Source organism: Thalassomonas actiniarum, assembly GCF_000948975.2.
Lineage (GTDB): Bacteria > Pseudomonadota > Gammaproteobacteria > Enterobacterales > Alteromonadaceae > Thalassomonas > Thalassomonas actiniarum.
In genome coordinates this window covers 3,806,777-3,820,908 of record NZ_CP059735.1, presented here as the reverse complement: position 1 = coordinate 3,820,908, position 14,132 = coordinate 3,806,777, and the positions used below count along the sequence as shown (strand labels likewise).

General features: G+C 46.9%; 10 protein-coding genes. 3 read left to right on the top strand and 7 right to left on the bottom strand.

Annotated elements, in window-relative coordinates; genetic code table 11:
* Positions 1-356: 356 nt before the first annotated feature.
* Positions 357-2,507 carry a molybdopterin oxidoreductase family protein gene (locus tag SG35_RS16645; RefSeq protein WP_236702535.1) on the top strand — a complete coding sequence of 717 codons (2,151 nt, stop codon included), beginning with the start codon at positions 357-359 and terminating at the stop codon, positions 2,505-2,507.
* 22 nt (positions 2,508-2,529) lie between these two features.
* Positions 2,530-4,542: a DmsC/YnfH family molybdoenzyme membrane anchor subunit gene (locus SG35_RS16640; RefSeq protein WP_053042884.1), complete on the top strand. Its 2,013-nt coding sequence runs from the start codon at positions 2,530-2,532 to the stop codon at positions 4,540-4,542.
* A 217-nt stretch (positions 4,543-4,759) separates the two neighbouring features.
* Here the strand turns inward: SG35_RS16640 and SG35_RS16635 are convergent, their stop codons facing one another.
* The 4 genes from SG35_RS16635 to SG35_RS16620 all read right to left on the bottom strand — a co-directional run bounded on the left by SG35_RS16635 (position 4,760) and on the right by SG35_RS16620 (position 10,956).
* Positions 4,760-6,325, bottom strand: a complete 1,566-nt coding sequence (locus SG35_RS16635; RefSeq protein ID WP_044831608.1) for a hypothetical protein — start codon at positions 6,323-6,325, stop codon at positions 4,760-4,762.
* Between the two features lie 350 nt (positions 6,326-6,675).
* Complete coding sequence (locus SG35_RS16630; RefSeq protein WP_044831607.1) at positions 6,676-7,068, bottom strand: ACT domain-containing protein; 393 nt, start codon at positions 7,066-7,068, stop codon at positions 6,676-6,678.
* A gap of 574 nt (positions 7,069-7,642) precedes the next feature.
* Positions 7,643-9,754, bottom strand: a complete 2,112-nt coding sequence (gene pta / locus SG35_RS16625; RefSeq protein ID WP_044831606.1) for a phosphate acetyltransferase — start codon at positions 9,752-9,754, stop codon at positions 7,643-7,645.
* A complete protein-coding gene (locus SG35_RS16620) occupies positions 9,754-10,956 on the bottom strand; it encodes an acetate kinase (RefSeq protein ID WP_044831605.1) in 1,203 nt (400 codons plus the stop codon). The genes pta and SG35_RS16620 overlap by 1 nt, the downstream gene beginning before the upstream one ends.
* Positions 10,957-11,121: 165 nt before the next feature.
* Here SG35_RS16620 and yfbV point away from each other — a divergent pair, with 165 nt between their 5' ends.
* Complete coding sequence (gene yfbV, locus SG35_RS16615) at positions 11,122-11,547, top strand: terminus macrodomain insulation protein YfbV (RefSeq protein WP_044831604.1); 426 nt, start codon at positions 11,122-11,124, stop codon at positions 11,545-11,547.
* 121 nt (positions 11,548-11,668) lie between these two features.
* Here the strand turns inward: yfbV and rlmA are convergent, their stop codons facing one another.
* The 3 genes from rlmA to SG35_RS16600 all read right to left on the bottom strand — a co-directional run bounded on the left by rlmA (position 11,669) and on the right by SG35_RS16600 (position 13,690).
* Positions 11,669-12,478: a 23S rRNA (guanine(745)-N(1))-methyltransferase gene (gene rlmA / locus SG35_RS16610; RefSeq protein WP_044831603.1), complete on the bottom strand. Its 810-nt coding sequence runs from the start codon at positions 12,476-12,478 to the stop codon at positions 11,669-11,671.
* 5 nt (positions 12,479-12,483) lie between these two features.
* The gene (xthA, locus tag SG35_RS16605; RefSeq protein ID WP_044831602.1) at positions 12,484-13,290 is read right to left on the bottom strand and encodes an exodeoxyribonuclease III; all 807 of its coding nucleotides are present in this window, start codon (positions 13,288-13,290) and stop codon (positions 12,484-12,486) included.
* A 223-nt stretch (positions 13,291-13,513) separates the two neighbouring features.
* Positions 13,514-13,690, bottom strand: a complete 177-nt coding sequence (locus SG35_RS16600; RefSeq protein ID WP_160298245.1) for a hypothetical protein — start codon at positions 13,688-13,690, stop codon at positions 13,514-13,516.
* Positions 13,691-14,132: the final 442 nt, after the last annotated feature.

Sequence of the window (14,132 nt, the reverse complement as noted above, 5' to 3'; positions counted from 1 at the left end):
AAGTATAAAACTTCTCTATTAAGCTGACCAGCATGTTTTTTGATGAGATTGATAACAGAAATGAAAACTCCCCGTTCAGTTATTTATTTGCGCTGTTATCAAGCGGCGATCGATACAGCCGTTGCTGGTGTAAAGCGTGCAGACACTTTTGCCTTTTTTACGCACCAAAAAGGCGCATGCGCACTTTCATAAGGCAAATAGTGAGGCTGGTGCTTTGCTAACAAATTGATTTTAAGTCACATTTATTTGGGCACAATTTATGCCTTGTAAAAGCAACGGACAATGACGTTTATTAGGAACCGGCTATGCTGTTTGGACGTAAAAATAGAAAACCCATCTCAATTCCCGCAAAAAAAGTGTCAACCTGGAAATACACTACCTGCAATTACTGCTCTACCGGCTGTTCTATCGAAATTGGTCTTGATGACGAAAAGCGCATTGTGACCACCAGGGGACATGCCGGCGCCGATGTTAACCGCGGCAAGTTGTGCATCAAAGGCATCTTGGAGCATGAACTTTTTGAAAGTCCCGGCCGCGGCACTGAGCCGCTGATCCGCGATAAACATTATGAAAAGTTTGAAAAAACCAGCTGGGATCATGCCCTTGATACCACGGCGGGCAAAATTAAAGCCATCCAGGAAAAATATGGCCGAGATGCTTTTGCGGTTGTCTCTACCGGACAATTATTAACGGAAGAGTTTTATACCCTGGGCAAATTAACCCGGGGTTGTATCGGCACCAACAACTACGACGGCAATACCACACTTTGTATGGCATCGGCGGTAAGCGGCTATAAACGTTCATTTGGCTCGGACGGCCCTCCCGGCTGTTATGGTGATTTTGAGCATACCCATTGTTTTATGGCCTTTGGCTCCAACTTACCTGAACAGCACCCGATTATTTATTGGCGATTAAAAGAAGCGCTGGAAAAACGTAAATTCCCGCTGATAGTGGTTGACCCGAGGGTGACCATGCTGGCGCAGTTTGCCGATATCCATTTGCCCATTACCCCGGGCACCGACTGTATTTTAATTAATTCCATGATGTTTGTGATCATTAACGAGAACCTGCAGGATCAAGCTTATATCGACGCCCACACCCAGGGCTTTGAGCAGATAAAGGCCCTGGTGCAAGACTATAACCCCAAGGAAGCCCAGCATTTGTGCGGTATAGATGAAGATACCATTCGCAATGTTGCCCGCATTTATGCCAAAGCACCGGCGGCCATGAGTATCTGGACCATGGGCATCAACCAGTCGACCCATGGCTCAGACGGCGTGGCCAATATCAACAACCTTAACCTGATCACCGGCAACATAGGTAAACCCGGGGGCACAAGCCTATCCATTACCGGCCAATGCAATGCCATGGGCACACGTGAATGGTCATCCTGCTCGGGCTTACCCGGCTATCGTTATTTGGAAAATGAAGCCGACCGCCAGGAAATCGCCGACTTTTGGGGCATAGACCCTGAATTTTTCCCTAAAAAACGGGGTCTGGCGCAAACCGATATTTTTCCTGCCATAGAAACCGGTGAAATCAAAGGCATGTGGCTGGTCGCCACCAATCCGATGACCTCGATGCCAAACACCAGCCGCATCAGAAAGGCGTTGGAGAAACTTGATTTTCTGGTGGTGCAGGATGTTTATGAAGATGTTGAAACCAACCAATATTCTCATGTTTATTTTCCGGCGTCGGTATGGGCGGAAAAAGAAGGTTGCCATACCAATACCGAACGCCGTGTTAACCTGATCAGTAATGCCATCGAGCCTTATGCCAATTCCAAACCCGACTTTTGGATTTTTAATCAGATGGCGAAACGCTTTGATAACGGCAAAATCATTCACTTTCCTGATACGGCGGAAGGGGCTTTTAATGAAATGAAGCAGCTGTCAAAAGGCACCACTTATGGCAGGCCGCGTAATCTCGATATTTCCGGCATGAGTTATAAGAAGCTTATCGAGGCGCGCGGCATTCAATGGCCATACCGTGAAGGCGATGAAGGGCTTAAGGGCGCTCCCCGCCTGTATACCGACGGCGTATTTCCCACCCCAAGCGGCAAAGCCAACCTGATTGCCGTCAATTTTTACAACAACAACGAACAGCCGTGTGCCGATTATCCTTTCTGGTTAAACAGCGGCCGTGTGGTTGAACATTTTCATACCCGCACCCGCACCGGAAAAATAGGCAACTGTAATAAGTTCAGCCCGACCCCTTATATGGAAATGAATCCGGATGCCGCGAAGGAATTAGGGATTGAGCATCAAAGTTATGTGCGCTTAACCAGCCGCCGCGGCGATGCCGTGGTGATGGTACAGCTTACCCAGAGGGTATCGCGCAATATGGTTTTTATCCCTTTTCATTTTCATGACTGTGTTAACCGTTTAACGCTGGGCTTGCTTGACCCTTATTCGCGTCAGCCTGCTTTTAAACAAGGCTCGGTACGTATAGAACCGGTAGACCAGCTTGAAGCCGCTCGCCTTAATGCTGAACGTAGAACCTTTTAGACGCCTGATAGAGGACAATATCATGATAGAAGAAAATGTTACTCCGCAAAAAACCGCGTCAACCAAGATCCCGGCGGCCGACGATTCGGGGGTAGAAAGTTTTGACCCGGCAAAAGAGGCGGTAGGCAAGGAACAAGAGGGGCGCTCCAATCATTGGGAAGTGCGCACCCAGGAGCAAAGTTATGCGTTTTTACCGGACCAGGAGGTGAAAGAAGAAAATCGCTACGGCAAACTGATTGATTTGGTCGATCTTACCGGCCTTCCCAAAGAACGCCCCATGTACATCAACGAAAACCCGGAAGTGGGCAGTAATCCTAACCGCAATAAACAACACGGATTTTTCTTTACCGCGGATAACTGTATCGGCTGCCATGCCTGTGAGTCTGCCTGTGCAGAAAAAAATGAAACGCCGGCACATCTTGCTTTTCGCTCGGTAGGTTATGTGGAAGGGGGCTCATACCCGGATTATAAGCGCATGAATATTTCCATGGCATGTAATCATTGTGACGACCCGGTTTGTTTAAAAGGCTGTCCGACACGTGCCTATACCAAACATGCCGAATACGGCGCGGTGCTGCAAGACCCTGAGACCTGTTTTGGTTGCGGCTATTGCACCTGGGTATGCCCTTATAACGCACCGCAGTTGGACCCGGTCAAAGGGCGGGTGTCCAAATGTAATATGTGTGTTGACCGGTTAGAGGTTGGCTTAAAACCCGCTTGTGTCTCAGCCTGCGTCGGTAATGCTCTAGATTTTGGCGTTATTGAAAACACCCCGGAAAACCGTGAGCAATGTAAAACAGAGATCCCCGGTTTCCCAACCCCTGAAATTACCCATCCCAATATACGTTTTCAGCAGACCAGAACCTTGCCCAATGAAATGACACGCACCGACTCCATGCCGGTTAAATATCATCGCAACGAGAAGGGACAGTACAAACCGGCGATAGACCAAAAAGCAGGCAAAGCCAAACATTGGAACTTCAAGCGGTTAAACAGCAGGGAAAACCCGCTGGTATTATTTACTTTATTTGCCCAGGCAGCTTTCGGAGTCTTTTTAATTCCATTTTTAGGCGCTTTGTTAGGCATTGAAGCGTTAAGCAGTTTTGTTGCGTCAGATATGTTTTTACCGCTGACGGTAACGTCTTTAGCCATGACCACCTTTGCCTTATTGATGAGTGTGACCCATCTGGGTAAGCCGATGCGGTTTTATCGGGGATTTAACAACTTACGTCATTCACCTATGGCTCGCGAAGGTTTTGGTTTAGCGCTTTTCTGCACAGGTTGTGCATTAACCTCACTGTTTTTATTGCCCGGCAACGAATACCTGGTGACAGCTGTTAATAATGTCACCTCAATAGATTTAGTCCTGCTAACCCAGGGGCTTCCCTTAGATACCTTAGTCACAGGTTTTGGTATTTTTACTTTGCTGGCGGGGGCTGCAGGCCTCTTCTATATGAACAAGTGTTATCAAATTAAAGCGCGTCCGTTTTGGAACCATATACAAACCAGTACCGCATTTGCCGGCAATAGTTTGTCTTTAGGGGCTTTTATTGGCGGTATTATTGTGCTGTCGACATTAACGGTTCAGGGGAAAGCCATCGACACGGCAACGGCGGTCTTTGCCAGCGTATTTATCTTCGGCATGCTCATTGAGGCGCTGGGCTTAATCAAGCACAGCTATGATTTAAACCGCAGTGAAAATGAAGGAGGGGCAGCCCATTACATACAGTCAACCACCTTTGGGAAAACCTATATATTTCGTAATACTTTATTGGCTTTAAATATTATCGCGGCAACAAGTTTACTTGTCCTGCATTTAACCGGCACTAACGATGCCGGCTTATTGGTGGCATGGACACTGTTGGCGCTGGTAAATTGTTTTACCGCCGCTATCGGCCGGGCCTTATTCTATGTTCTGGTCATACCGACAACGATGCCGGGTGCCTTCTTCTGGAGAAATAAAGGTTTTGAACAACACGCACGTGATATTGGTCTGGCAGATAACCCCAGTAGCGGGGTAGCACCATTGCATTAATGGCGGTGCTGTATTTTCAGGTCACTGATTATTAGTACCTGTCTATAACTGAGCTGTAGAGCATAGGACTCCCTTTCACCTTAGGTGTTGGGGAGTCCCATTATTTTTATGAGAATTATATAAGATAAACTGACAAAGATATTTAAGTCACGACAGGTAAAGCGGGTCTTGCTTTGCCGTAACCATGGTTAACTGCTCTGGTCAGCCCGTCATTTTATTACTCGTTTGTTGTTAAGCTGCCGGCATTATTATTAAATGAGAAGGTCAGCTGACTGCCTTGTTCACATGATTGCCCGTCGAAATAGCGGCATACCTGGATGTGATCCCTGTTAAAGCTTAATAATTCATATACCTGCGTTTGCTCATCTTGCGTAATATGGAGTTTGCCATCAAGCACCTGGTAGCGGCCATAGAGGTTGCCGGGGGAATCTTTATAGACAATATGCTGCTCAGTGCCGTCTGAACCGAACTCAGGAGCAAAGATAAGTGAAGTCTGAGCGTCAACATCATTAAGTTGCATTCTGGCATAATCAACCCAGCTATGAGCAAATTGTTCTGCCCCGGTTTTTTCACTGTATTTTGCTGTCAGAATAGCCGAGCCTTGATAAAAAATCGGGCCCTGGTCATAAAATTCAGAATCTAATCCGCTTTCAAAATATAGGGTGTCGCCTATTTTGGCGATTAAATTCCGGGTAAAGGTGCAAGATAAATAACATTGTTCATCCGGACACTCCACCACGGCCCCAAGTTCGGGGTGGACGATTTTATCCCGCAACAGGATACCGCTATCAGATATTGTCCATTTTGATGCCGGGTGTGCAATATTTGGCACGTGTATCTGATCGGCATAATAGTCAAATTGTGCGTTCGCCCTTGACCAGCTTCCGATAACACTTTCCGGGGTAAAACGGCTATCTTGCTGCATCAACATATAACCATTACGTGTGCGCCAGGTATTTGCATGCTTACCCCGTATATTGGCGACAAACTTTACGCCTATATCCTCGACAAGTTCAGTGATCCAAAATGAATAGCTGAGCTTTTTGCTCTCGGACAGGGTTTTGATCTCTAACTTACGTCCTTTTAACCGCCATTTAAAATCACTTATGGTTTGGTCATGGTGGGTAAATATACCCAGCCCGTTGTCAAAGAAAGCGGCTCGGGCAGCGCTCAGTCCCTGAAAGTAAGGCTGTTCAGGGTAAGTCAGCAGGTCGATGTCATCAATCACCCACTCTTTGCCAACCAGATCCAAATGCCATCTTTGAGTATTTTTTCTATTGATTAACTGAATAACTCTTTGCTCTTGATAGCTCTCGATAAGCTCACCGGTCTCGTTATGGATTATGCGTTGCTGCGCTACATAGTGATATAGAGCAGACTGGTCAGGCTCTGTTGATGGCGTAAGGGTTATTGATACTAACTCCCCCCGGTAACTGTCTGTTTCTGAATCTGCAAATTGATATAAAACCAGTGGCTCTAGAGTCGTTACTTCGGTAGTGGCGCCATTGTTATGCCAAGTGATACTGGCTGCGGAGTGTTCTTTGATTTTACCGCTGCCATCGGTTGCCAGTTTAAGTTGCAAGGCATCGTATCCTCCAAGGGGATCAATGAGGAAGTAGTTCCCTGGGCTGAGGTTTACTTCCTGGTGCGAGCTCGACTGAATTTGTGGGGCGCCGGTAGACATTTCTGCACTTTTAGCGCTGGCCTTGTCAGCCGTAGCCAGTGTTATTCCTGACGTGAGTACAAAAATGATCAGATATAAGCGTGTTATGTTTTCTTTCATTATGATCCCTCAATTAAATGATTTAGTTATGGAAGTACGTATTATCTGACTTGATAAACTGTTAAATACCACATATTAACAGAATTGTAACATTAGAGCATAATCACAGTGATTTCAAATACTAGATGGTTTTTTAAGCGAATAAGGGAAAAGAAATTTTATATAGCGGATGGTTTCATTTGGCACTTTTAAACAGCACGGCTCTATATTGTCACTGGTAATCAGCATTGCCGCATAATAAAGAGAGCGGAGGCAAGGAGGATGGCGGCGAAGATAACCGCCATAGATTTTATCAAACAGGATAGTGAAAGCCGGTAATAATGATTGGTATATGTTAATAAATCATTATTTTATAAATTAGGGGCACTGATCAGATAGTTATTGGCCTGCAGCGCCGAGGTGGCGGCTTTGACGGTATTGTTTTTGACTAAGATATAGTCGGTGTCAAAGGTAGAAATGGCAAAGATGCTGATTTTTTCTTTGGCAAGTACCGCAGAAATGTTGGACAGTATGCCGGTCAGGGTAAAGTCTAACGGGCCGACCACTTCCAGGGCGCGCCAGTCTTTTTCCACGTCATCACTGGCCAGCTGTACATGCTGGGGCAGCACAATCGAGACTTCTTCAAAGGTTTTGGCAATAAAAAAGATTTTTGCGGCAAATACCTGTTCGGGGATCTCGCTGTTCGCCGGCAAACTGTGTATGGCAAAGGTTTCATCCATTAATCTAAGCGTCAGTTTTGACATGGTTTCTCAATATGCAGAGTTAGTTATGGTCATACTATAACGTTAAATAACGTTTAACTCTATGTTTGAGCATGGCAAAAGCGAACTGTTTTTTAAGGCCTGGCTTCAGGGGGGAAGGTAGATAAAAAATATAATGTACAATAATGCAAGCTATTTCGTTAAAAGTTTTGTTGTTAGTTATAAAATGATGCTTTCTTTAAGGTTATCTCGCCGTGATCAGAGTCTTGTTGCAAAAATGATATCCACAAAAGCTGTGGATAACATTGTGAGCAAACTCGTGATAGCAAGTTATGTTGTTGTAAAGGTTGTAAAAAAGTGCCGGTACGTTTTTTGAGTCATTGCTGTGTTTTTACTGAGAAATACAAAACATATAAAAATAAAGGATTAATGATGAATTAGGCTTGAATTTGTCTTTAAAACGTTTTTATCTCACTTTCACCGGCGCAGTACTTTGCCGTATCTCGCTTTTTCCCATCTTTTGTGGTCTTAGCAATAAAAGAAAGCCGCTAACTCCAGCTGGAGTGCAGGGGATAGCGGTACTTTTTTTGCCCTGTTAAGGTTTACCCGGTTAAGCTTACTTTACCTGGATCGCGGTTAAGGCTATGGTGTAGACGATATCGTCCACCAGGGCGCCCCTTGAAAGGTCATTGACCGGCTTGTTCATGCCCTGGAGCATAGGACCTATGCTGACCAGATCTGCCGATCTCTGCACCGCTTTATAGGTGGTGTTGCCGGTATTGAGATCCGGGAAAATAAAGACCGTGGCTTTGCCCGCCACCGGGCTGCCGGGGGCTTTTTTACGGGCGACATTTTCCATGATGGCGGCGTCGTATTGCAGCGGGCCGTCTATCACCAGATCCGGGCGTTTTTCCTGTGCCAACCGGGTGGCTTCGGCCACTTTTTCGACATCGGCGCCGTGTCCCGAGGTGCCTGTGCTGTAACTTATCATTGCCACTTTAGGGGTAATGCCAAACTGGGCGGCGGAATCTGCCGATTGTATGGCAATATCAGCCAGTTGCTGAGCATTAGGCTCGGGGTTGATGGCACAATCGCCGTATACCAGGACCTGATCCGGCAATAACATAAAGAAAATAGACGACACCAATGAGCTGCCGGGGGCGGTTTTGATCAGCTGCAATGCCGGACGAATAGTGTTGGCGGTAGTATTGACCGCGCCCGAGACTAAGCCGTCTACCTGGCCCAGCTGCAACATCATGGTGGCCAGCACGACATTATCCTTTAACTCTTCCCGCGCCACCACTTCTGTCAAGCCTTTGTGTTTTCTCAGCTCAAGCAGGGGAGCAACATAATTCTCCCGGATGGTGTCGGGATCTGTGATCATTAACCCGGGGGGCAACTCTATGCCTTGCTGATCGGCAATGCGGCTGATTTCATCAAGGTTACCCAGTAATTGGCAACGGGCAATTTTTCGCTTTGCGCATATCGCTGCTGCTTTGATGGTTCTGACATCTGTGCCTTCTGGCAGGATGATCAGCTTGTTGGCGTTGCGGGCAAGTTCGGTTAACTGGTGTCTGAACGCCGGCGGCGACAGCGGGTTGACCTGGGATGCTTTGTCTGAGAGATGCTTTAGCCAGTCGACATTGAGGTGGTCCGCGACATATTGTTTGACCCTGTCATGGCGCTGGCCGTCGTCTTTGGGCACTTCCGGATTAAAGTTCATTAAATGCCGCGAGGTCTGCCAGGTATCCCAGGGCACGGATAAAATTGGCAGGCCATTGTCCAGTGCCTGGCGGCATAAGCTTAATACTTCGCTGTTGGGCTCAAAACCATTGGTGAGCAGCAGGGCGCCGACTTTAGTACCGTTAAGGGCAGATAAGCAGGTGGCAATGATAATATCGGTTCTGTCGCCCGGGGTGACGATTAAACGGCCGGGAATTAAATGGCTGACCAGGTTGTCGACACTGCGGGCACAGAAAGTGACACTGCGGATGCGCCTGTGCTGCATGTCGCCTTCATTGATCACCTTGGCGTCAAGGTAATGGCAAATATCGATCACCCGGGGGGCAACCATGTCGATCTGCCAGGGCACCAGTCCCAATAAGTCGAAATAGCGGTTGTTAAACAGGGATAAATTGATAAAGGCATGCAGATCTTTTTTCGGGTCGATTTCACTTTCCCGCGGCAGCAAGCCGTGTTCGTCCTGATCCGGGGAGTTGACCTTATTTAAGATACAGCCGATCAAACGTTTATTTTTGATGCCGCCATAGGTGTCGGCGCTGACTTCCAGCCGGTCTTCAAACTGGGCGATATCATCGTTTTGCGGATTGGCCACCAGGACAATATCAGCCCCCAGTGCCTGGGCGACATCATGGTTAATACGTCCGGCATAAGGCTGGCGGGTGGTGGGGATCAAACCTTCGATGATCATCACTTCGTCCCCCTCGCTATAGGCATTGAAGTTGGCGACTATCTCTTCAAGTACCACATCATGCAGACCGTCGGCGATCTTTTCTTCGACATCCGCCAGCGGAATGGCATGACTGAATTCTAACGGCTCTGTCTCGCCGTTTTTCGGATGTTTCAGCACATTTCTTGCCGGTTGGCTGATAGGTTTAAAATGGCCTGCCTTGATACCTTTTTGCTGGCAGGCATGCAGCAACCCAAGGGCTACACTGGTCAGGCCGACACCAAAACCTACCGGCACTAACATAATACGGTAAGACATTATAAAACCTCCTGCAGCACTTGGATGCTTTGGGATGCGATCACCCCTTCTTCATTGGTGGGGATCACCAGGGCATATCTTGATGATGGTGTTGAAATATCATCACTTTTACCAAAACGGGTTTCCCGGTTTTTGTCCTGATCAAGGTGGAAATTGAGCAGGCTCAGTTGGTTTATTACCTGCTCGCGTACATAGCTGGAGTTTTCCCCTATGCCGCCGGTAAAGATCACGCCGTCAAGGCTGGTTAAGCTGGCGGAAAGTGCGGCGATGTATTTGGCGATGCGGTAACAGAAAATTTCCAGGGCGAGTTTCGCCCGTTTGTTGCCCTGTGTTAATGCCGCCTGCTCCAGCTCCCGGCAGTCGTTGCTTAACCCCGAGAGGCCAAGCAAACCGCTGTCTTTATTGAGTAAGGTTTGCACTTGCTCGGGTGAATAACCTAAGTGTTCGATAAGATGAAAAATAATACCCGGATCGAGGTCGCCGCTGCGACTGCCCATCATCACACCCTCGAGCGGGGTAAAACCCATGCTCGAATCGATACTTTGTCCCGCTTTGATGGCGGTGATGCTACAGCCATTGCCTAAGTGGGCGCTGATAAAGCTGCATTGTCTTAAGGGTTTACCGATAAAGTTGGCTGCCTGTCCGGCGACAAAGCTATGGCTGGAGCCATGAAAGCCATATCGGCGGATATCGTGCTCTTGATATAACTCGTAGGGCAGGCCGTAGAGGTAGGCTTTTTCCGGCATGCTCTGGTGAAAAGCGGTATCAAAGACGGCAACTTGTGGCAGGTGTCCCAGGGCTTTTTCTGCGGCATTGATACCGGTGAGGTTTGCCGGGTTGTGCAGCGGCGCCAGGTGGGCCAAATCCGCTATGGTTTGCTTGACCTCTTTGGTGATCAGGCTTGGCGCGGAAAAATGTTCACCGCCGTGTACGACCCTGTGACCTACGGCGCTGAGGGTATCGAGTAATGCCAGCCTGGTTAACTGCTGTACCAGCTCGGTGATGGCCGCTTGATGGTCATAGGGTGCTTTTAGGGATAATTGCTCGCTTTGTTGCTGATAACTTAATTTAAAGCTGGCTTTGGCCGACAGTAAACGTTCGGCGATGCCGGTTAAAACAGCTTGCCCGGAGTTGCTGTCGATAATGGAAAATTTAACCGATGAACTGCCGCAATTGATTACGAGTACATGAATTTGGGACATAAATACTACTGAATAAAAATAACAACTTAGGTTTGCTATTATAAAGCCTGGCTACAGCAGAGTTTTGACATGGGACATAGAGTGGGGCATTAATTGCGATCTATTATGCGTAAAATAGACAATATTATACTGTCTTGACAGCAGACTCCTGCTATAGTGTTATCTATGAATATGAGTGTTGTTGAAATAATCAAGCTGGGTCAGAGATATATGAAACTCTGGCCGGAACGCGCAGAATTAGGTCAGTATTTTGCTGATTATCGGGCCATCCAGGTGGGCCGTTTTGTTTATCGTCATTTCCCCGCTTTAGCCGTAACTTCTGTGCTATTACAAGTGTATTTTGGCTCTGTGTCGATATTACCGCAGGCACTGGTTTATGGTTTGTTTATTGCCAGTATACCGGTGCAGGCTTTAGTGATGCTGGGGGTTAAAGCGGATAAACATTTACCGCCTTCGCTGGCAAGCTGGTACCGGGAAGGAGTCGCCAGGATTAATGAGCAGGGGGGAGAGATCAAACTCTCCGTTCATAAACCCAGATATGTAGATCTTGCCAGTTTACTCAACCTAACCTATCAGCATAAAAAACAGTAGAAGCTTGGGTTTTTACCCACTCTCAACCGATAATAAAAAAGCAGCAAATGAATTTTCATTTGCTGCTTTTTCTGTTCAGGATGAAGGGAATATCACGAAGACATAGACGTAATACAATAACTTATGTTTTTTGATACAGGCGAATATGAAAATCGGCCTGGCAGCTGAATATTGTCATTGCATTTATCTGTTCAAGTAAAGCCTCGCTAGTCTTGAAGGCAAAAGGCGTCATTGCCAGCAGGTTGATCACATCATCTGGACCGTTAAAATCCATTTGGTAATTTAACTTTTCCTCATGCACCAGGCGCAGCGCTTTGATCTGGCTTTTCCCGGTATCATGTTTTTGGGGCTCCCGGTAAATCAGCGACTTTAATTCAAATAAATGATCTTCGGCCGGGGTTACCGTCAGCAAATAAGCGCCGCTTTTTAACACCCGGGTAAATTCCGGCTCTAAAATCGGGGCGTAAATGGAAAACAACCAGCCGAAAAACTCATCCTCAAAGGGTAAATGAGACAGGGTGCCGACACTGAAGTGACAGCTTTTATAGCGCTTGGCGGCTATTTTTACGGCATTTTTCGCGATATCCACCCCGTAAACCGAGTTGTTGTCGGTTTTATGCTGGTGGGTATAGTAGCCTTCACCGCAGCCGGCATCTAATACCGGCAAATTTGTATCACCGTGTGCCTGATATAAGCTGGTGAGTTTGTCGATCAGCGGCTGATAATAACCCTGCTCCAAAAAAGCACGGCGGGCAAGCACCATGGCTTTGTTATCCCCGGGATCTTTGGAATGTTTGTGCTGTACCGGCAATAAATTTACATAACCTTCTTTTGCCCGGTCAAAATGGTGGTTATTGCTGCAATGAAACCCCGCTGCCTGGCTGTTCAGCGCCGAGCGGCAGATGGGGCATAAATAGTGGGGCAAACTCATTTGGCTTACCCGAATGTTGACCAGATAGGGGCATGATCTGAGGGTTTTTCTATGCCCCTTAGCTCATAATCGATACCGGATTCATTACAGCGCTCTGCCAGGTCTTTGGTTGCCAGTACCACGTCTATGCGCAGGCCGCGGTTGTCATCAAAACCTTTTGAGCGGTAATCAAACCAGGAATATTGCTCTCCCGTTTCCGGATGTAATTTGCGGAAGGTGTCGGTAAAGCCCCAGTCTAATAATTTCGCCAACCATTCGCGCTCTTCTGGCTGGAAGCTGCATTTGCCGGTTTTTAACCAGCGTTTGCGGTTGACTTCGCCGATGCCGATATCGAGATCCGTCGGTGAAATATTAATGTCACCCATCACTACCAGGTGTTCATCCGGCTGGTGATGCTCGTCGAGGTAGCCCATCAGGTCTTTATAAAACTGTCTTTTATAGGGGAACTTGGTTTCGTGGTTGATATTATCTCCCTGGGGGAAATAGCCGTTTAATACCGTCACCTTTTCGCCTTGATCATTGGTGGTGGTCACCATGATCATACGCTTTTGAGCGTCTTCGTCGTCAGAAGGAAAGCCCAGCTGTACCTGGTCAGCTTCCTTTTTACATAACATGGCTACGCCGTAATGGGCCTTCTGCCCGTGAAAATAAACGTGATAACCCATGGCTTCAACGTCTTCAAGGGGAAAGGCATCATTGTGCACCTTGATTTCCTGCAAACCGATAATATCCGGCTGATGTTTGTCGATTAATGCTTGCAGTTGATGGAGTCTTGCCCGCAGGCCATTGATATTAAAAGAGACTATTTTCATAGGAAGATAACAACCTTAAAGGTGGAAATTATTATTTTGCTTGGAGTCACCGGACCGGGGATTGCTCCCTGCCTGGCTGACGTCGCTGATTGCGGGCAATAATAGCATTAAATACTAATGAACCCCAACCGATTTAGCGAGGCAGGTAAGGGGGGATTAGCGAAAGAAAAAGCCCGGCAAGGTTGGGGGCTTGCCGGGCAGAAACTGGATATCAGGGAAAATGTTATTTTTTCTTGCCTTGTTTGAGCAAGGTAAAAATGGAAACGGTTACGGCTAATAAAATCAAAAGATTGGTTTCAACGGCAGACATGCCGTGGGCGCTGGCGTGTACCAGGTTGTACTGGCAGAGGAGAAAAGCTAAACCGAGTAAAAAAACAGATGAAATCTTAGCGTTTTTCATAAAGTTACTCCTGATTGTTACGGCTAAGAAAAGTCAGTTATGATGGTGTTGCCCACACCGGCTTTTCTCTTAGGGGGTTTTAGGGCATATTTCAGGCCATATAGGCTAATTGATTGATTTTTATACGTTTGATAAGTGAATTGGATCGGCTGTTGTAAAAATACCGGACAATCCATGACATTATGCGAATGAGTGTTGTTAAAATAGTCAATTTTGCCCCGGTTTATACCTGTTTGTAACTAAATGTAATCAGCAGGTAAAAACTTGTAATTTACCCCTTGGCGAATATTAAGCTTTGTTAGAATAAGTGTCATAAATACCTTTGATTGTCTTGGCTTTCCTGCGTTAGGGTTTATTTATCGTTTTAGGATTGAAACTTATTGTCTGCCGATAGGTCTCTAATAGCTTATTGGTCGTCTTGGCAAGCATAGGGTAGCGGTGA

Excerpts from the sequence above, each read along its gene's own strand:
- pta (WP_044831606.1), bottom strand. The coding sequence starts at position 9,754 with ATGTCTTACCGTATTATGTTAGTGCCGGTAGGTTTTGGTGTCGGCCTG.
- SG35_RS16600 (WP_160298245.1), bottom strand. The coding sequence starts at position 13,690 with ATGAAAAACGCTAAGATTTCATCTGTTTTTTTACTCGGTTTAGCTTTT.
- yfbV (WP_044831604.1), top strand. The coding sequence starts at position 11,122 with ATGAATATGAGTGTTGTTGAAATAATCAAGCTGGGTCAGAGATATATG.
- rlmA (WP_044831603.1), bottom strand. The coding sequence starts at position 12,478 with ATGAGTTTGCCCCACTATTTATGCCCCATCTGCCGCTCGGCGCTGAAC.
- SG35_RS16640 (WP_053042884.1), top strand. The coding sequence starts at position 2,530 with ATGATAGAAGAAAATGTTACTCCGCAAAAAACCGCGTCAACCAAGATC.
- SG35_RS16635 (WP_044831608.1), bottom strand. The coding sequence starts at position 6,325 with ATGAAAGAAAACATAACACGCTTATATCTGATCATTTTTGTACTCACG.
- SG35_RS16630 (WP_044831607.1), bottom strand. The coding sequence starts at position 7,068 with ATGTCAAAACTGACGCTTAGATTAATGGATGAAACCTTTGCCATACAC.
- SG35_RS16620 (WP_044831605.1), bottom strand. The coding sequence starts at position 10,956 with ATGTCCCAAATTCATGTACTCGTAATCAATTGCGGCAGTTCATCGGTT.
- xthA (WP_044831602.1), bottom strand. The coding sequence starts at position 13,290 with ATGAAAATAGTCTCTTTTAATATCAATGGCCTGCGGGCAAGACTCCAT.